13 protein-coding genes are annotated in these 18,862 nt (G+C 73.4%); 9 read left to right on the forward strand and 4 right to left on the reverse strand.

The annotated features are described in order from the left end of the window. On the reverse strand, positions 1-224 hold a 224-nt coding region (locus tag KBX26_RS19960; RefSeq protein WP_210866181.1), incomplete at its 3' end, for a hypothetical protein. 50 nt (positions 225-274) lie between these two features. Here KBX26_RS19960 and KBX26_RS19965 point away from each other — a divergent pair. The 8 genes from KBX26_RS19965 to KBX26_RS20000 all read left to right on the forward strand — a co-directional run bounded on the left by KBX26_RS19965 (position 275) and on the right by KBX26_RS20000 (position 10,317). Next, positions 275-1,000, forward strand: a complete 726-nt coding sequence (locus KBX26_RS19965; RefSeq protein WP_030334553.1) for a hypothetical protein — start codon at positions 275-277, stop codon at positions 998-1,000. Next, positions 997-2,589, forward strand: coding sequence for a DNA polymerase Y family protein (locus tag KBX26_RS19970; RefSeq protein WP_210866143.1), 1,593 nt, complete (start codon positions 997-999; stop codon positions 2,587-2,589). The genes KBX26_RS19965 and KBX26_RS19970 overlap by 4 nt, the downstream gene beginning before the upstream one ends. 225 nt (positions 2,590-2,814) lie before the next feature. Further along, positions 2,815-6,198 (forward strand): error-prone DNA polymerase, encoded by a 3,384-nt coding sequence (locus KBX26_RS19975; RefSeq protein ID WP_210866180.1) that lies wholly within the window; start codon positions 2,815-2,817, stop codon positions 6,196-6,198. A 93-nt stretch (positions 6,199-6,291) separates the two neighbouring features. Then, positions 6,292-6,468: a hypothetical protein gene (locus KBX26_RS19980; protein WP_167337320.1), complete on the forward strand. Its 177-nt coding sequence runs from the start codon at positions 6,292-6,294 to the stop codon at positions 6,466-6,468. A 75-nt stretch (positions 6,469-6,543) separates the two neighbouring features. Further along, the gene (locus KBX26_RS19985) at positions 6,544-7,311 is read left to right on the forward strand and encodes a methyltransferase domain-containing protein (RefSeq protein ID WP_030334547.1); all 768 of its coding nucleotides are present in this window, start codon (positions 6,544-6,546) and stop codon (positions 7,309-7,311) included. Next, complete coding sequence (locus KBX26_RS19990; protein WP_210866144.1) at positions 7,308-8,480, forward strand: alkaline phosphatase family protein; 1,173 nt, start codon at positions 7,308-7,310, stop codon at positions 8,478-8,480. The genes KBX26_RS19985 and KBX26_RS19990 overlap by 4 nt, the downstream gene beginning before the upstream one ends. A 62-nt stretch (positions 8,481-8,542) precedes the next feature. Further along, a complete protein-coding gene (locus tag KBX26_RS19995; RefSeq protein ID WP_210866145.1) occupies positions 8,543-9,802 on the forward strand; it encodes a DNA polymerase IV in 1,260 nt (419 codons plus the stop codon). Between the two features lie 116 nt (positions 9,803-9,918). Beyond that, positions 9,919-10,317 carry a DUF3040 domain-containing protein gene (locus KBX26_RS20000; protein ID WP_030334542.1) on the forward strand — a complete coding sequence of 133 codons (399 nt, stop codon included), beginning with the start codon at positions 9,919-9,921 and terminating at the stop codon, positions 10,315-10,317. Positions 10,318-10,619: 302 nt separating this feature from the next. Here KBX26_RS20000 and KBX26_RS20005 read toward each other — a convergent pair whose 3' ends face one another. Genes KBX26_RS20005 through KBX26_RS20015 form a run of 3 tightly spaced genes read right to left on the reverse strand, consistent with a single transcriptional unit; the run spans position 10,620 to position 15,466 of the window. Then, positions 10,620-13,097: a DUF3488 and transglutaminase-like domain-containing protein gene (locus KBX26_RS20005; RefSeq protein ID WP_030334540.1), complete on the reverse strand. Its 2,478-nt coding sequence runs from the start codon at positions 13,095-13,097 to the stop codon at positions 10,620-10,622. A 16-nt stretch (positions 13,098-13,113) separates the two neighbouring features. Then, positions 13,114-14,412 carry a DUF58 domain-containing protein gene (locus KBX26_RS20010; protein ID WP_030334538.1) on the reverse strand — a complete coding sequence of 433 codons (1,299 nt, stop codon included), beginning with the start codon at positions 14,410-14,412 and terminating at the stop codon, positions 13,114-13,116. A gap of 1 nt (position 14,413) precedes the next feature. Next, positions 14,414-15,466 (reverse strand): MoxR family ATPase, encoded by a 1,053-nt coding sequence (locus KBX26_RS20015; protein WP_030334536.1) that lies wholly within the window; start codon positions 15,464-15,466, stop codon positions 14,414-14,416. A 404-nt stretch (positions 15,467-15,870) separates the two neighbouring features. On the opposite strand from KBX26_RS20015, the gene leuS reads away from it, so the two are divergent. After that, a complete protein-coding gene (gene leuS, locus KBX26_RS20020) occupies positions 15,871-18,711 on the forward strand; it encodes a leucine--tRNA ligase (RefSeq protein WP_210866146.1) in 2,841 nt (946 codons plus the stop codon). The last annotated feature ends 151 nt before the right edge of the window (positions 18,712-18,862 follow it).

An 18,862-nucleotide genomic window follows, 5' to 3' on the forward strand; every position in this document is an offset into this window, starting at 1 on the left:
AGGAACTTCGCGATGTAGGTGTTGTCGCCGCCGGGGGTGTCGTTGTCGATCTCGGTGGCGGTGACCGCCAGCGAGGCCAGACCCGTGGCGGTGGCGGTGATGGTGGCGGCGCCGCCGACGGTGTCGGGGGCGGGGGGCGGGGCGAGCGTGACGGTGGGCGGGGGGTTGGCGGGGGTGGGGGTGGGGGGGGGGGGGGTGGGGGTGAGCGGGGGGGGGGGGGGCACGGCGTGCCGGTCCTGATCTGATCCACAGCAACGACGGGGGAGTTGGTCCAATGGCGGGCCGCATGGTGGTCGGTTCCGCCGCGCTGGCCGATCTGGTGCGCCCGGCGAGCGCACCCGACCCGGTCGGTGGCCACCGGGTGCTGCCGGTGGTGCCCGAGTTGACCGGTCTGCTGCCCAACCGGGGCCTGCGCCGGGGCAGCACCATCGCGGTCGCCGCCGGCCAGCCCAGCCGCAGCGGCGGCACCTCACTGATGTTGGCCCTGCTCGCCGCGGCGTCCCGGGCCGGCTCGTGGTGTGCCGTGGTCGGGGTGCCGACGTTCGGCGCGGGCGCGGCCGCTGAGCTGGGCATCGCCCTGGACCGGTTGGCCCTGGTGCCGAACCCCGGCCCGGAGTGGGCCACCGTCGTGGCCGCGCTGATCGACGGGGTGGACGTCGTGGTCACCACAGTGCCGGCGACGGTCTCCGCCTCGGTCGCCACCCGGTTGGCCGCCCGGGCCCGGCAGCGCGGCAGTGTGCTCGTCCCGTACGGCCGGTGGGACGGCGCGGACGTGACGTTGCAGGTGGTCCGTGGTGTCTGGGAGGGGCTCGGGCTGGGCCGGGGGCGGTTGCGCCGCCGGGAGATCACCGTCTCGGCGCGCGGGCGCGGGGCGGCCGCCCGACCCAAGGAGATCAAGGTCTGGCTGCCGGGCGACGAGTTGACCCGGGTGATCCCTCGTACGCCGCCGTCGCCCGTGGGCCGGTCGGCCGCGCCGCTCGCCCTGGTCGGTCGGGGATGACCGGCGCGCCGGCACGGACCCTGCTGCTGTGGTGCCCGGACTGGCCGGTGCTCGCCGCCGAGATCGTCGACGGGGTGCCGGCGACCGGCCCGGTCGCCGTGCTGCACGCCAACCGGGTGGTCGCCTGCTCCGAGCGGGCCCGCGCCGAGGGGGTGCGTCGGGGCCTGCGCAAACGGGAGGCGCAGGGCCGCTGCCCCCAACTCACCGTCGTGGAGTACGACCCGGGTCGGGACGCCCGGGCGTTCGAGCCGGTGGTCGCCGCGGTGGAGGAACTGGTGGCCGGCGTCGAGGTGGTCCGTCCGGGCGCCTGCGCGGTGGCCGCCCGGGGGCCGAGCCGTTACCTCGGCGGCGAGGAGGCGGCCGCTGAGCGGATCATCGAGCACGTGGCCCAGTCCTGCCTGGTGGAGAGCCAGGTCGGCATCGCCGACGGGGTGTTCGCGGCAGGGTTGGCCGCTCGCGCCGGCCGGGTGGTGGCCCCGGGCGGGACACCGGAGTTCCTGGCCGGGTTGCCGGTCGAGGCGCTCGGCCGGTCGGCGCTGGCCGACCTGCTGCGCCGGCTGGGGGTGCGTACCCTCGGCGACTTCGCCGCGCTGCCGGCCGGCGACGTGCTGGCCCGGTTCGGGTTCGACGGTGCGCTGGCCCATCGGCTGGCCGCCGGGCGGGACCACCGCCCACTCGCCGTCCGACAGCCGCCGGCCGACCTGACGGTGACCTCGGAGCACGACGAGCCGATCGACCGGGTCGACGCGGCGGCGTTCGTGGCCCGGGCGTTGGCCGAGCAGCTGCACGAGCGGCTGGCCGGGCACGGGCTGGCCTGCACCCGGCTCGGCATCGAGGCGGTCACCGAGCACGGGCAGGAGCTGCACCGGGTGTGGCGGCACGATGGCCTGCTCACCGCCGCGGCCATCGCCGACCGGGTGCGCTGGCAGCTCGACGGGTGGCTCTCCGGCAGCAACGGTCGTGCCGGTGCCCGCGCGGCCCGGCCGACCGCCGGCATCATCCGGCTGCGACTGGTCCCGGACGGGGTGATCGCCCAGGCCGGTCTGCAGGCCGGTCTCTGGGGGGAGACCGGCGAGGAGCGGGAACGCGCGCACCGGGCGCTGAGCCGGGTGCAGGGCATCCTCGGCCCGGAAGCGGTGGTCACCGCGGTGCTCGGTGGTGGGCGTTCTCCGGCCGACCAGGTGCGACTGGTGCCGTGGGGCGACGAACGACTCCCGGCCCGGCCCGGCCCGCCGGCCGGCGCGAGGGCTGGTGAGGGCACCCCGCCGTGGCCGGGCCGGCTGCCGCCGCCCGCGCCCGCCGTGGTGCTGCCCAGTCCGCTCGCCGCGACCGTGCACGACGCCGCTGGCGAGCCGGTGGTGATCAGCGCGCGGTTGGCGGTGAGCGCCGCGCCCGCCCGACTGGTGGTCGGCACCGGTCAGCCAGCGGAGATCGTGGGTTGGGCCGGGCCGTGGCCGGTGGACGAGCGCTGGTGGGCGCCGGCCGAGGCCCGCCGCCGGGCCCGGTTCCAGGTCAGCCTGGCCGACGGTGCTGCCCTGCTGCTGGCCGTGGAGTCGGGGCAGTGGTTGGTGGAGGCGATCTATGACTGAGTCAGGTCGATCCCTGCCCGGCGTCGGCTGGCTCCGCGCTGGCTGGGGAACAGACGTCCTGATGAGCGTGATGACTCACCGGCATCAAGATGCCGGTGAGTCATCACGCTCATCGCACCTCTCGCCGCCGGCGGGGCGACCGCCGTCGTGTCCGTCGTCGACCCGGTCGCCCAGCGTTCCTCGGCCGAGCAGTACCGGGCCGAGCAGCGCGGCCGGAGCGGCCGGATGAGCTTTCACAACCCGAAGATGCCCTGGTCGGAGCTGGAGCGCGTGCTCTCCGGCCGGGCCGGTGACACCCGAGCGGGTGGCAACCGCGGGAGCAGAGGTGAGCGGCACCTGCACGTGGTGGACCCGCTCGCCGTGGACGCCGATGGTGGTGACTCCCCGGCCTGGAGCCGCCGCCGTGAGCAGTACCAGCCGCCGGAGCTGACCCGCCCCGACGGCGTGGTGCCCTACGCGGAGCTGCACGCGCACACCAACTTCAGCTTCCTCGACGGCGCCAGTCACCCGGAGGAGTTGGCCGAGGAGGCGGCCCGGCTGGGGCTCACCGCGCTCGCCGTCACCGACCACGACGGCTTCTACGGGGTGGTCCGCTTCGCCGAGGCGGCCCGCACGCTGGGCCTGCCGACCATCTTCGGCGCGGAGTTGTCCCTCGACCTGCCCGGTCCGCAGAACGGCGAGCCCGACCCGCAGGGCGCGCACCTGCTGGTGCTCGCGCACGGCCACGAGGGATACGCCCGGCTGGCGACCAGCATCGCCCGCGCCCAGCTACGCGGCGGGGAGAAGGGCCGTCCGGTCTACGGGGAGCTGGAAGAGGTCGCAGCCGAGCTGAAGGACCACGTGCTGGTGCTGACCGGCTGCCGCAAGGGGCACGTGCCGGGGGCGCTGCTCACCGAGGGGGTGGACGCGGCGGCCCGCGAGTTGGACCGGCTGACCGCGCTCTTCGGCGCGGAGACGGTGGCGGTGGAGCTGACCGACCACGGCCACCCCGTCGACGCCGACCGCAACGACGCGCTCGCCGAGCTGGCCGCGGCGGCCGGGTTGCCGACGGTGGCCAGCAACAACGTGCACTACGCCAGCCCTGGCCGGCGGCGGCTGGCCACCACCGTCGCCGCGGTGCGGGCCCGACGCAGCCTGGACGAGATCGACGGGTGGCTGCCCGCGGCGGCGACCGCCCACCTGCGCAGCGGCGCGGAGATGGCGGCCCGGTTCGCCGCGTACCCGGGTGCGGTGGCGCGGGCCGCCGAGTTCGGCGCCGAGTTGGCCTTCGACCTGCAACTCGTCGCGCCGCAGCTGCCGGCGTACCCGGTGCCACCGGGGCACACCGAGATGAGCTGGCTGCGCAAGCTCACCGCTGACGGGGCGCACGAACGCTACGGGCCGCCGCAGGCGCACCCGGCGGCGTACGCGCAGCTCGACCACGAACTGAACATGATCGAGGAGCTGGGGTTCCCCGGCTACTTCCTGGTGGTCTACGACATCGTCAGGTTCTGCCGTGACCAGGACATCTACTGCCAGGGCCGGGGCTCGGCGGCCAACTCGGCGGTCTGCTACGCCTTGCGGATCACCAATGTGGACGCGGTGCGGCACCGGCTGCTCTTCGAGCGGTTCCTCGCCCCGGAACGCGACGGCCCACCGGACATCGACGTGGACATCGAGTCCGACCGTCGGGAGGAGGTGATCCAGCACGTCTACACCCGCTACGGCCGGGAGCACGCCGCCCAGGTCGCCAACGTCATCTCCTACCGGCCCCGCTCGGCGGTGCGGGACGTGGCCAAGGCCTTCGGCTACTCGCCGGGGCAGCAGGACGCCTGGAGCAAGCAGATCGACAGGTGGGGCTCGGTGGCCACCGTCGATGTGGAGAATATCCCCGAGCAGGTGGTGGAGTACGCCAACGAGTTGCAGACGTTCCCGCGGCACCTGGGCATCCACTCCGGTGGCATGGTGATCTGCGACCGGCCGGTGATCGAGGTCTGTCCGGTGGAGTGGGGGCGGATGCCCGGGCGCAGCGTCCTGCAGTGGGACAAGGACGACTGCGCGGCGGTGGGCCTGGTCAAGTTCGACCTGCTCGGCCTGGGCATGCTCTCCGCCCTGCACTACGGCTACGACATGATCGGCGAGAGTCTCGACCTGGGTGACATGACCCTGGACGACCCGGAGGTCTACGACATGCTCTGCCGGGCCGACTCGGTCGGGGTGTTCCAGGTGGAGAGCCGCGCCCAGATGGCCACCCTGCCCCGGCTCAAGCCCCGCGAGTTCTACGACCTGGTGGTCGAGGTGGCGCTGATCCGGCCCGGCCCGATCCAGGGTGGTTCGGTGCACCCGTTCATCCGGCGCAAGAACGGTCAGGAGCCGGTGACCTTCGCGCACCCGCTGATGCGTAACGCCCTGGAGAAGACCCTGGGTGTGCCGTTGTTCCAGGAGCAGCTGATGCAGCTCGCCATCGACCTGGCCGGCTTCGACGCGGCCGAGGCCGACCAGTTGCGCCGGGCGATGGGCGCCAAACGGTCGGTCGAGCGGATGACCCGGATCGCCGAGCGGCTCTACGCCGGGATGGCCGAGCGGGGCATCACCGGTGAGCTGGCCGACGACGTCTACCGCAAGCTCACCGCGTTCGCCAGTTACGGCTTCCCGGAGAGCCACGCGATGAGCTTCGCCTACCTGGTGTACGCCAGTTCCTGGCTCAAGCGCTACCACCCGGCGCCGTTCCTGGCCGCGCTGCTCAACGCCCAGCCGATGGGCTTCTACTCGCCGCAGACCCTGGTCGACGACGCCCGCCGGCACGGGGTGGAGGTGCGCCGTCCGGACATCAACGCCAGCGGGGCCAAGGCGGTGTTGGAGTCCACCCCGGACACCCGGTGGGGCAGCGGGCCGGGGGAGCCGCCGCACGCCTGGGGGCTGGGCGGCCCCGCCGTCCGGCTCGGCCTGTCCAGCGTGCGGACCCTCGGCGCCGACGTGGCCGAACGGATCGAGGCCGAACGGGTCGCCGGTGGGCCGTACCGTGACATGCCGGATCTGGCCCGGCGGCTCGGTCTCACCGCCGCGCAGCTGGAGGCGCTGGCCACCGCGGACGCCTTCGCCTGTTTCGGGCTGACCCGGCGGGAGGCGCTGTGGGCGGCCGGCGCGGCGGCCCAGGACCGGCCGGGTCGGTTGCCCGGCACGGTGACCGGCGCGGCGGCGCCCACGCTGCCCGGATTGGAGGCGGTGGACCGGCTGGTCGCCGACGTGTGGGCCACCGGGCTGTCGCCGGAGAGCCATCCGGCCCGGTTCATCCGGGGGCAACTCGACGTGCTCGGCGCGGTGCCGATCGCCCGGCTCGGCCGGGTGGAGCCGGGGCAACGGATCCGGGTCGGTGGCATCGTCACCCACCGGCAACGCCCGGCGACCGCGGGCGGGGTCACCTTCCTCAACCTGGAGGACGAGACCGGGATGCTCAACGTCACCTGTTCGCCGGGGCTGTGGCAGCGCTACCGGCGGGTGGCCCGCACCAGCGCCGCGCTCGTGGTGCGGGGGCGGTTGCAGCGGCACGAGGGGGTGACCAACCTGGTCGCCGACCGGCTGGACGCCATCGAGCCGCCGGTGAGCCCCGCGTCCCGTGACTTCCGCTGATCCAGTGATCCACATTACGGTTTCCCGAGCCGCCGAGCGGGAGACTCGTTGCGAGCGGGCAGAGCGGCCCGTGATCCGTGAGGGGGAACGACAGTGACGGGAAATCACGCGTACACCGGTGGAATCGCCAACGCCCGGCGGACCCGACTGGGCAACGGCTGGGTGCCGTCGCACCTCGCCGACCCCCGCGAGTACGAGGTGACCAACGGTCCGGTGGCCAACGAGCGCCGGTCCCGGGCGGAGGACGAGACTGAGGGTGCCGAGGCCTGACCTCCCGCCGCACCACGCACCGATCGGGCGTGTGGTGGGCGCACCCACCACACGCCCGCGCCACCACCGGGCCGGGTGACTAGGCTCGGCCGGGTGGAGCAGACCCGAGGCCGGTTCGCCGAGCCGCCGCTGACACCCCGCACCGCCGTGATCTGGTCGGTGCTCCGCGCCGAGCTGGACCGGCGCGGCGACGCCGAGCTCACCGTGCTGGACGTGGGCGGCGGCACCGGCGGTTTCGCCGTTCCGCTGGCCCGCGCCGGGCATCGGGTCACCGTCGTCGACGCCAGCCCCGACGCGCTCGCCGCGCTCACCCGCCGCGCCGCCGAGGCCGGGGTGGCCGACCGGATCGTCGCCGTGCAGGGCGACGGCGACGCCCTCGCCGGGCTGGTCGAGCCGGCCGGCGTCGATCTGGTGCTCTGCCACGCCGTACTGGAGGTGGTCGACGACCCGACGCCGGTGGTGGCCGCGCTGGCCAGCGCGCTGCGCCCGGGCGGGGCGGCCAGTGTGCTGGTGGCCGGCCGGGCCGCCGCAGTGCTGGGCCGGGCGATGAACGGGCACCTGGACGTCGCCACCGCGGTGGCCGCCGATCCGGCCGGCACCGCGGGGCCGCGCGACACGCTGCGCCGACGCTACGACGCCCCGGGCGCCGCCGCGCTGCTCGGCGCCGCCGGGCTGGTGGTCGAGGAAATCCACGGGGTACGCGTGCTGGCCGACCTGCTGCCGGCCGCTGTCGCCGACGGTCAGCCCGCAGCCCTGGTCGAGCTGGAACGTGCGCTGGCCGCCCAGTCGCCGTACCGGGATCTGGCCGCCCAACTGCACCTGTTCGCCCGCCGGCCGGCATGACCGCCGAAGCCGGTGACGTGCCGGCGCCGCTGGCGATCCTCGGGCCGCAGCACGGCGACGGCCGGCTCGCCGACGTGCTGCCCAGCGCGCTGGCCGTGCTGGGGGTGCCCGGCTCGACCGACCCGCTGGGGCTGGTGCCCTCGTTGGCCGGGGTACGCCGGATCGCCGTACTGCTGGTCGACGGGCTCGGCTGGTACCAGCTGCCGACCGCGGCGCCGTACGCGCCGACGCTCGCCGGGCTCGCCGCGACGGTGGCCCGCCCGCTGATCGCCGGTTTCCCGTCCACCACCCCGACCAGCCTGGTGTCGCTGGGCACCGGTGTCGCGCCGGGCGCGCACGGGGTGCTCGGCTTCACCGTCCGGGTGCCCGGCACCGATCGGGTGCTCACCCACACGGACTGGGCCGCCGATCCGTCGCCGCTGCGCTGGCAGCCGGTGCCCACCCAGTTGGAGCGGGCCCGCGCCGCCGGGGTGACGACGACAGTGGTGAGTCGGCCGGAGTTCGGCGGCAGCGGGTTGACAGTCGCCGCCAACCGGGGTGGCGACTTCCGGGGCGCCGCCGGCGGAGACGCGGTGGCCGCCGCCATGCTGGCCGCGCTGGCCACCGGCTCCGGGCCGACCCTGGTCTCCGGTTACCACGCCGACCTGGACCGGTACGGCCACGTCTACGGCGTCGACTCGGAGCCCTGGCGGGTCGCCGCCGCCGAGGTGGACGCCCTGCTCGCCCGGCTGGTCGACGGGCTGCCCCCGGACGCGGCGTTGCTGGTCACCGCCGACCACGGTCAGCTCGACATTCCCGCCGCGCACCGCTTCGACCTGGACACCGATCCGCGGCTGCGGGCCGGTGTGCGGCTGGTGGCCGGCGAGGCCCGGGTCCGCTACCTGCACACCGAGCCGGGCGCGACCGAGGACGTGCTGGCCGCCTGGTCGGCGGTGCTGGGCGCCACGGCCCGGGTACGCACCCGCGACGAGGTGGTGGCCACCGGCTGGTTCGGGCCGGTGCCCGAGGAACACCTGGGCCGCGTCGGCGACGTGGTGGTGACCTGCAACGACACGTACGCGGTCATGGCCAGCCGTACCGAGCGGCCGATGGCGTCGAAGTTGGTGGCCTACCACGGGTCGGACACCGCCGCCGAGCTGACAGTGCCGTTGCTGGTCGTCCGGGGCTGACCCGGGGGCGGTTCGGCCCACTGGCCGATGGTGGTGTCGTACCCCCGGGTTAACCTGCCGGGATGGGCCGCAGTCAGTCGTTGCCCCGGGGCGACGATCCGCGCTTCGGGCCGGACGCCGACGACTCCGCCAGCCCGATCCTGCACGTCGACATGGACGCCTTCTTCGCCGCGGTCGAGGTGCGCCGCCGCCCCGAGCTGCGTGGCCGGCCGGTGATCGTCGGCGGCGTCGGCCCGCGCGGCGTGGTCAGCTCGGCCAGTTACGAGGCCCGCCGGTACGGCGTACGCAGCGCGATGCCGACCAGCCAGGCCCGGGCCCGCTGCCCGCACGCGGTGTACCTGCCACCGGACTTCTCCGCGTACTCGGCCGCCTCCCGGGCCGTCATGCAGATCTTCCGGGACGTCACGCCGCTGGTCGAGCCGCTCTCCCTCGACGAGGCGTTCCTCGACGTGACCGGCGCCCGGCGGCTCTTCGGTTCGCCGGCCACCATCGCCCGGCTGATCCGTCGCCGGGTCGCCGACGAGCAGGCGCTGACCTGCTCGGTCGGGGTGGCGCCGACCAAGTTCGTGGCCAAGCTGGGTTCCACCCGGGCCAAGCCGGACGGCCTGCTGGTCGTGCCTCCGGCGCAGGTGCTCGACTTCCTGCACCCGCTGCCGGTGGACGCCCTGTGGGGGGTGGGGGAGCGGGCCGCGGAGGCGCTGCGCAAGCTCGGCCTGGCCACCGTCGGCGACCTCGCCGAGGCGCCGGTGGGCATGCTCCGTCGAGCCGTCGGTGCCGCCTCGGCGTCGCACCTGCATGAGCTGGCCTGGGGTCGCGACCCGCGCGGGGTCAGCCCCGAGCACGTCGACAAGTCGATCGGCGCCGAGGTGACCTTCGACGTCGACGTGGCCGACCCGTTGGAGATCCGCCGCGCGTTGCTCGCGCTCAGCGCTAAGGTCGGCGTCCGGTTACGCGGCTCCGGCCAGGTGGGGCGCACCGTCTCGCTCAAGGTCCGGCTGGCCGACTTCCGCACCGTCAGCCGATCTCGCACCCTCGACGTGCCCACCGACACCGCCCGTGAGATGTTCGACACGGCCTGGGCGCTCTACACCGCACTGGACCCGGGCGAGCGGATCCGACTCGTCGGTGTCCGGGTGGAAGGACTCGCCCCGGCGAAGGGCGCTCCCCGGCAACTCACCCTCGGCGCCCCCGAGCGCGGCTGGCGCGAGGCGGAAGCTGCCGCGGACGCCGCCGCTGCCCGTTTCGGGCGGTCCGTCATAGGTCCGGCCAGTCTGATGGGCGACCGTGATCCCCGTCGAAACGAAAATCCACCCCGCCCATAGGTCGTCCCGCTTTCCGACGCGCGACCCCCCTCGTAGACTTGCGGGTAAGCAGCCGGATGGCTGCCACGGTCTGTCGGCCCGAGTGGGCCCGACCAACGTGACCGGGGAGGAGTGCCGTGCCGCTCTCGGAGCACGAGCAGCGGCTGTTCGAGCAGATCGAGCGGTCGCTTGCCGAGGACCCCAAATTCGCCTCGGCCGTGCGCGCCAGCGATCCGCGCTTCCATGCGCGGCGTCGCCTGCTCGTCGCCGCCGGCGTCATCATCGCTGGCTTGGCTCTACTGGTCTATGGCGCGGTGATCAAGACTCCACCACTGGCGGTGGCGGGCTTTGTCGTCATGCTGGCGTCGGCCGCGTTCGCGGTGCAGTCGCACCGGCGGGCGCAGTCACCCGACCTGCACGTGGTGGGCGGCACGACGAGTCGCCGTCGTCCGCGCGGTGGCCGATCCGGTCGCCGGTCGTCGATCCTGGACCGCATGGAGGACAGGTGGCGGCAGCGCCCGGAGGGGCACCGCTGAGCCGGTCCCGCCGCTGAGGCGGGCCGTACGCCGCGACGAGCGGTCGCCGGGCAGGCCCCCGGCGACCTCCGTCGTATCCGCGCGCCCTTCTTCCCCGCTGATCACTCTCCGCAGGACCACCTTTCCGCATGATCGTGCTCGATCCCGGATGGAGTGGCATCGTGCGCCAGGGAGGGGCCTCTTTCCTGGATCGGGCACGATCTTGGGTGGCGGCACCTTAGGCGGGCAGACAGGGGGGCGGCGGTGGTGGCCGCCGCCCCGGATCTGGAACTGCCCTGTCAGCGAGTCGGGGAACTGCCCGGTCAGCGAGCTGCCCGGTCGGCCAGCATCCGTCGAGGGTTCCACCGCAGCAGGCGGTACCGGGCCCGCCCGGTGAACGCCACCATCCGGCCGGACCTGTCCGCCAGGGTGGTACGCCAGCGCAGCAACACCGAGGGCGGCAGCACCGTGGCGAGCAGGCGGGTCCGTCGGTCCGCCCGGGTGGCGAGCGCCGCACGGACCGCGCGGAGCGCCGGCAACAACCGCTCACCGGTCAGCGGATCCCGCGCGTAGCGGGCCCGCTCCTCCGCCCGGCCGAGCAGCCGCGCCGACCCGATCGCCTCGTCGTCGTCGTCGTCCAGAGCGTCCCGGACAAGTCGGTCCGCGGTCGCCCGGGGCGTCTCGGTCGGATCAACCGGGACCCGGAAGTCCACCAGCGTGTCGAGCAGCTCCGCCCAGGCGGCGTGCGCGTCCGCGCGGGCCCGGCTGGCGTCCACACTGACCACCACCGGTCGCGCCCCCGGCTTGCTGTCGCCGTCGACACTGGCGGAGGCCACCGCCGCGCGCACCTCGCGGCCACCCCGTCGGCGGCGTAGCGCCAACCGGCGCAGTGCCGGCACCGCGAGCAGCGCCAGCAGTGCCACCAGGCCCGCCGCCCACCAGGGCCAGACCGGTGGCTGCTCGTCCGGCGTCGTCCCACCGGCTGCGAACCCCTCGTCGGTTTCCCGGTCGGCGTTGTCCGGGCTGGAGGGCCCGGCCGAGGCTCCCGGGTCCGTCGGTGTGGTCGGGACCTCAGTGTCCGGGCTGGGCGTCTCCGGTGCGTCGTTGTCCGGCGCCCAGGGCGACCGGGTCGCGCCGGGCACCCCGTACGCCGGGGTGGCGTCGAACGGCACCCAACCGGCCCCGTCGAAGTAGACCTCGGTCCAGGCGTGCAGATTGAGGTTGGTCAGCGTGTAGGTGTCACCGTCGCGCTTGCTGCCGTTGGTGAACCCGAACGCGACCCGGGCCGGGATGCCGGCCGAGCGGACCAGCCAGGCCATCGCGGCGGCGTACTGCTGGCAGTAGCCGACCTTGTTGGTCAGGAAGTTGACGATGTCCTGACCGCTGCTGCCGCTCTCGGTGCTCAACCGGTAGCTGAACCCGTTGTCCGCCGAGAAGTGCTGGTAGATCGCCAACACCCGGTCGTAGTCCGTGCGCTTGCCCTGGATCAACCCCTTGACCAGCTCCTCCACCTCGGGCACCGGCGCGGGGGTGGCGGTCATCTGACGGCGTACGGGATGGTCGGCCGGCAGTGGCTGCGCGGCCCGCAACGCCGCCTGCGTGAAGGTCGAGCGGACGTAGTCGAAGGAGTACTTCCGGCCCCGGGAGTTCTCCCGGTTGGAGAAGACCACCTGCTGGTTGGTGTCGTAGAGCCAGTTGTCGCTGAGGTCGTCGGTGCGGGTCGGCTCGGCGTACACCGGCATCAGCGACATGCTGAGGCTCTTGGTGACCTCGACCGTCGCCTGGTAGGTGGCCTGCTGCACGCCTGGGCCGGCCCTCTCGGCCGGGTTCGGCAGGTCCCGGTTCACCGACCGGCCGCTGGGGTTGCGCGCCTGGAAACCGCTGGGGCGCAGCTCGTCGGCGACCGCGTAGCGCAGGTAGAACGGGTTCTGCTCGGACGTCTTCACCTTCACCAGGTCGGCTACCTGGGACTGGTTGAGCTGGCCGGCGAGCGAGGCGAACAGGTCGATCCGACCCGACGTGCCACCCGAGCCGCCCCCGTTCCCGGTGCCGTTGCCCGACCCTCGGCTGAGCGAGTCGAGCAGCCCGCCGGTCATGCCGGGCACCGCCAACGGCAGCAGCACCGCCAGGGCCACCCCGACCGCCGCGAGCCGGCGGCCGGCGGACGCCAGCGGGGAGGCCTCCCACACGTCGACGTCGCGGCCGTCACCGGTGAACCGCCGCCCGAAGCGGCGTACGCGGTCGACGTTGTCGGTGACCAGCAGCCAGAGGTAACCGGCGGCGCCCACCACGAACGGCACCGCGGGGACGCTGTCGACGTAGACGGCGACCGGCACCGAGTAGATGGCGAGCATCGGCAGCCCGGCCAGGGCGGGCCGACGCAACCCCACGGCCAGCACGTCCACCAGCACGGCGACCGCACCGACGCCGAGGACGGCGATGAACAGCAGCGGGTCAGTGTCCGGGACCTCGACCCCGTACGAACGCATGTCCTGCATGGAGCCGGCGAGCAGGTCACCGAAGTACGCGAAGGTGCCCGGGGTCGGCAGGATCGCGAGCAGCTCCTCGCCGCTGGGGAACAACCAGGTCAGGGCAAGCATCAGGCCGGCCAGCATGCCCAGCACCTGACCCCACAGCGGTGCCCGGACGAGTCGGGTCAGTGCGGCCACCCCGGCCACCACGGCGACCGCGATGATGGACTCGATCAACCACGTCCAGCCCTGGAAGATGGCCGACAGCGGTGCGGCGGCCAGCAGCGTGGCCACCGCCGCCACCACGCCGATGTTCCGACTGCTGATCATGAGGGGAGCCTTCCGTTCATCGCACACCGCCGGCGACCGTCTCGGCCAGCGCGGCCCGCATGGCGAACCCCTGCGCACCCCGGCCGGCCTGCGGCCACAGCGCCGGTAGCCGGCCGCCGTGGTCGACGCCGACCACCCGCCAGCCACTCTGCAACATGGCGAGGACGGCGGCGGCGTGCGCGTGTTCCGCCTCGGCGCGGGCCTTCTCGGGCAGGCTGAGCCAGGTGGAGCTGTTCAACAGGAAGCCGACGCAGGTGGCGTTGTTGCCCCGCAGCCCGGCCAGCAGCTCCGCCTCGGCGACGCTGACAGTGCCGAACAGGCCGATGATCAGACCACCGTCGGAGCGCTGGCGGACCCGCTGCACGAGGCCGGTGACCTCGGCACGCTGATCCAGTCGTACCTCGGCGAGGTGGTCGAGCAGCGCCCCGTCCCCGCCGGCCTCCGAGGCGTCCACGTCCGCCCCCGCGCCGGTGACCAGCCGCAACTTGTAACCGGCCTGCCGCAGGTGGACGGCGATGCTCGCGGCGGCCGAGACCGCCCACTCGAAACTGGCCGTCGGCCCCTCGCCGCGGTGGCCGTACGCCCGGGTGTCCAGCACGACGGTGGCGCGGCTCTCCCAGGGCTGCTCCTCGCGGCGCACCATCAGCTCACCGGTGCGGGCGGTGGACTTCCAGTGCACCCGGCGCAGGTCGTCGCCGCGCCGGTACTCCCGGGTCGCCGCGTCGTCCTCGCCGTGCACCGCCACCGAGCGGGCCCGGCTGTCGCCGCTGCCCGCGTACTCCCCGGGGAGCCGGACCGACGGCAGCGGGGTGACCTGCGGGATGACCGTCAGGTGGTCGGTGCTGGGGAACGAGCGGGTGAGCTCGCAGAGGCCGAACGGATCGGTCATCCGGACGACCAGCGGGCCCACGTCGTAGCGGCCCCGCACGTCGGCCCGCACCGTGTACGCCACGGAGCTGGCCTGGTGCGCGCCGAGCCGCTCCAACACGACCCGGGGCCGGCTGCCCAGCGCGTAGGGCAGCCGGTCCTCCAGGAGCAGGGTGCCGGTCGGCAGCCGGGACAGGTTCTGCAGGCGCAGCACCACCCGGGAGTTGGCCCCGACCGGAACCCGGTGCGGGTCCAGCGAACGGTTGCAGGCCAGCTTGTAGCGGCTGCGCCCGACGTAGGCGGCGGCCAGCAACGGCAGGATGGCCAACAGCACGGCCACCCGCAGCAGGTCCTTCTCGCCGAGGATGCCGGCCGAGATCGCCGCCGCGACCGCGGCGGCGAGGAAGGACCGCCCGCGGGTGGTCAGCCCGCGTAGCCCGGCACGCACGTCATGGCCTCCGCGGCTCGTAGGGCGCGCGGCCGTTTCCGGTGGCGGGCCGGGTGTCGTACGGGTTGCGCTGCCGGTCGTGGGGGAGCGGCAGGCGGTGCACCAGCTCGGAGACGATGGCGTCGGTGGTGCGTCGGGCGAGCTGCGCGTCGGCGGTCGGGATGATCCGGTGGGCGAGCACCGGCACCGCCAGGGCCTGCAGGTCGTCGGGGAGGACGTAGTCGCGGCCCTCCAGGGCGGCGACCGCGCGGGCGGTGCGCAGCAACTGCAGGGTCGCCCGGGGGGACGCGCCGAGCCGCAGGTCGGGGGCCTCGCGGGTGGCGGTGACCAGGTCGATCGCGTACTGCTTGACCGCGTCCGCGACGTGCACCTGCCGGACGGTGGCGATGAGCTGCCGGACGATGGCCGCGTCGGAGACCGCGCGCAGCTCGTGCAGCGGGTCGGTGGCGCCGTGACCGTCGAGCATGGCCAGCTCGGCGTTGGAGTCCGGGTAACCCATCGCGATGCGGGCGGTGAACCGGTCGCGCTGCGCCTCCGGCAGCGGATAGGTCCCCTCCATCTCGATCGGGTTCTGGGTGGCGATCACCATGAACGGGGTCTGGAGCTGGTACGTCACCCCGTCGACGGTGACCTGCCGCTCCTCCATGCACTCCAGCAACGCCGACTGGGTCTTCGGCGAGGCCCGGTTGATCTCGTCACCGACCACCAGGTTGGCGAACACGGCGCCCGGACGGAACTCGAAGTCGTGCGTCTCCTGGTTGTAGACGCTGACCCCGGTGACGTCGCTGGGCAGCAGGTCGGGGGTGAACTGGATGCGCCGCACCGTGCAGTCGATGGACCGCGCGAGGGCCTTGGCCAGCTTGGTCTTGCCGACACCTGGGACGTCTTCGATCAGGAGGTGACCCTCGGCGAGCAGGACGGCCAGGGCGAGCCGCACGGTGGCGGTCTTACCCTCGATGACCTGCTCGATGTTGGCCACGATGGCCTCGCTGGCGGCGCGGAACTCGTCGTGCGGCAATAGGCCGCCCACCTCGTCCCAGGTCTGTTGTGTCACGGGCCTCCTCCTCGTCGCCGTCACGGCAGCTCTGCACAGAGAGCACCTGGACCCGCCGTTGGGTTCGCGACGCCGAGCCTCGTTTGCCGCAGGAATCTCACTGGTCTCTCAGGCTAACCATGTTTGTCGTTATCGCCGACCCCCGCAGGTAGTCCGTCGGTTACGCACCGATTTTCGCCAGCTCGGGGGAACGGCTTCGAGCCGCCCGGGGGCCGGCAGGACGAACCGTGGGCGAGGTACACTGCGGGGCATGGCCGGAGTCTTCCTGCTTCTTACCGGGCCGTGCTGATGCGCTGAACGCAGCGACAGCACGGCGGCCCCTCCTGCGCGAGGGGCTTTTTTGTGCCCGCCGCCGGCCCGGCCCGGTGGTGCCGAGACGAAGCGAAGCGAAGCGAGGAGAGACGATGAGTGAGGCAGCCGCACCGGCGGGCGACATTCCCCCGTTCCGGTACACCGCGGCCCTGGCCGACGAGATCGAGATCCGTTGGCAGGACACCTGGGCGCGCGAGGGCACCTTCCACGCACCGAACCCGACCGGGCCGCTGGCCGACCCGACCCACCCGCGCGCCGGCGCGGAGAAGTTGTACGTGCTGGACATGTTCCCGTACCCCTCCGGTGCGGGCCTGCACGTCGGCCACCCACTGGGCTACATCGGCACCGACTGCTACGCCCGTTACCAGCGGATGGCCGGGCGCAACGTGCTGCACGCGATGGGCTTCGACGCGTTCGGTCTGCCCGCCGAGCAGTACGCGGTGCAGACCGGCACCCACCCGCGTACCACCACGGTGGCGAACATCGAGCGGTACAAGGCGCAGCTGCGCCGACTGGGTCTGGCGCACGACGAGCGGCGTTCGGTGGCGACGATCGACACCGACTTCTACCGCTGGACGCAGTGGATCTTCCTGCAGATCTTCAACTCCTGGTACGACCGCGACGCCGCGAAGGCCCGGCCCATCGCCGAGCTGATCGCCGAGTTCGAAGGCGGCAGCCGGTCCACCCCGGACGGCCGCCCCTGGGCGGAGCTGAGCGTCGCCGAGCGCCGACAGGTCGTCGACGACCACCGGCTGGCGTACGTCTCGGAGGCGCCGGTGAACTGGTGCCCAGGGCTGGGCACCGTGCTGGCCAACGAGGAGGTCACCGCCGACGGTCGCTCCGACCGGGGCAACTTCCCGGTCTTCAAGCGCAACCTGAAGCAGTGGAAGATGCGGATCACCGCGTACGGTGACCGGCTGCTGGACGACCTGGACAGCCTGGACTGGCCCGAGCCGATCAAGCTGATGCAGCGCAACTGGATCGGCCGCTCGCAGGGCGCGCACATCGACTTCGCCACGGCCGGGGCGCCGATCCGGGTGTTCACCACCCGGCCGGACACCATCTTCGGCGCCACCTACATGGTGCTGGCGCCCGAGCACGAGCTGGTCGACACGCTGGCGCCGACCAGCTGGCCGGCGGGCACGCGAGACGCCTGGACCGGAGGGCACGCCGGCCCCCGGGAGGCCGTCGAGGCGTACCGGAAGGCGGCAGCCGCCAAGACCGACGTCGAGCGGCAGTCCGACAGCAAGGAGAAGACCGGCGTCTTCATCGGCGCGTACGCCACCAACCCGGTCACCGGCGGGCAGATCCCGATCTTCATCGCCGACTACGTGCTGGCCGGCTACGGCACCGGCGCGATCATGGCGGTGCCGGCGCAGGACGAGCGGGACTGGGCGTTCGCCGAGGTCTTCGAGCTGCCCATCGTGCGGACCGTGCAGCCGTCGGAGGGCTTCGACGGCAAGGCGTACACCGGTGACGGCCCGGCGATCAACAGCGCCGCGCCCGAGCGCGGCCTGGACCTGGACGGCCTGGGGGTCGCCGACGCCAAGGCGGCGATCATCGCGTGGCTGGAGGCGAACGGACACGGCACCGGCGCGGTGACCTACCGGCTGCGCGACTGGCTGTTCTCCCGGCAGCGCTACTGGGGTGAGCCGTTCCCGATCGTCTACGACGAGACCGGCGCCGCGATCGCCCTGCCGGAGGAGATGCTGCCTGTCGAGCTGCCGGAGGTGGAGGACTTCTCCCCGAAGACGTTCGACCCGGACGACGCGGCCTCCAACCCGGAGACCCCGCTGTCGCGTCGCCGCGACTGGGTCGAGGTGGAGCTGGACCTGGGCGACGGGCCGAAGCGCTACACCCGCGAGACCAACGTGATGCCGCAGTGGGCCGGCTCCTGCTGGTACGAGCTGCGCTACCTGGACCCGAGCAACTCCGACCGGTTCGTGGACGCGGAGAACGAGCGCTACTGGATGGGTCCGCGCGGCGAGGGCGACTGCGGGGGCACCGACCTGTACGTCGGCGGCGCCGAGCACGCCGTGCTGCACCTGTTGTACGCGCGCTTCTGGCACAAGGTCCTGTTCGACCTGGGGCACGTGTCGTCGTTCGAGCCGTTCCGCAAGCTGTTCAACCAGGGCATGATCCAGGCGTACGCGTACACCGACTCGCGCGGCAGCTACGTGCAGGCCGAGGAGGTCTTCGAGCGCGACGGCGCCTACTACCTGGGCGACCTGGCGGTGAACCGCGAGTACGGCAAGATGGGCAAGTCGCTGAAGAACGTGGTGACCCCCGACGAGATGTGCGCCGCCTACGGCGCTGACACCTTCCGGGTGTACGAGATGTCGATGGGCCCGCTGGAGGTGTCCCGCCCCTGGGAGACCCGGGCGGTGGTCGGCTCGTACCGGTTCCTGCAGCGGGTCTGGCGGGCCGTTGTCGACGAGCAGACCGGTGCCCTGCGGATCACCGAGGACCCGGCCGACGAGGCGACCCGCCGGCTGCTGCACAAGGTCATCGACGGGGTCCGTGGCGACATGGACGGCATCCGGTTCAACACCGCCATCGCCAAGCTGATCCAGCTGACCAACGGGCTGACCGGGCTGTCGGCGACGCCCCGCGAGGTGGCCGAGCCGCTGGTGCTGATGGTGGCGCCGTTCGCCCCGCACCTGGCCGAGGAGTTGTGGCGCAAGCTGGGCCATGACACCTCGCTGACGTACGCGGACTTCCCGAGCGCCGACCCGGCGTTGCTGGTGGCCGACACGGTGACCTACCCGGTGCAGGTCAACGGCAAGGTTCGTGGCCGCATCGAGGTCGCCGCCGACGCCGCCGAGGAGACCGTCCGCGCGGCGGCCCTGGACGCGGTGGCCGCGACCCTGGGCGGCAAGGAACCCCGCAAGGTCATCGTGGTCAAGGGCCGCATGGTCTCCGTGGTCGCCTGACCCGCACCCCGTCCCCGCACCCCGTCCCCGCCCCGCGTCGCCCTGCCCGCGTCGCCCCGGCCTCGTCGCCCCGGTCTCGTCGATCTTGCACTTTCGGATGTCGTTTCGCCCGTCGCAGCACGGTTTGTCGGGACAGGAACTGCAAGATCGG

Source organism: Micromonospora sp. C97 (assembly GCF_018070385.1).
GTDB classification, from domain to species: domain Bacteria; phylum Actinomycetota; class Actinomycetes; order Mycobacteriales; family Micromonosporaceae; genus Micromonospora; species Micromonospora parva.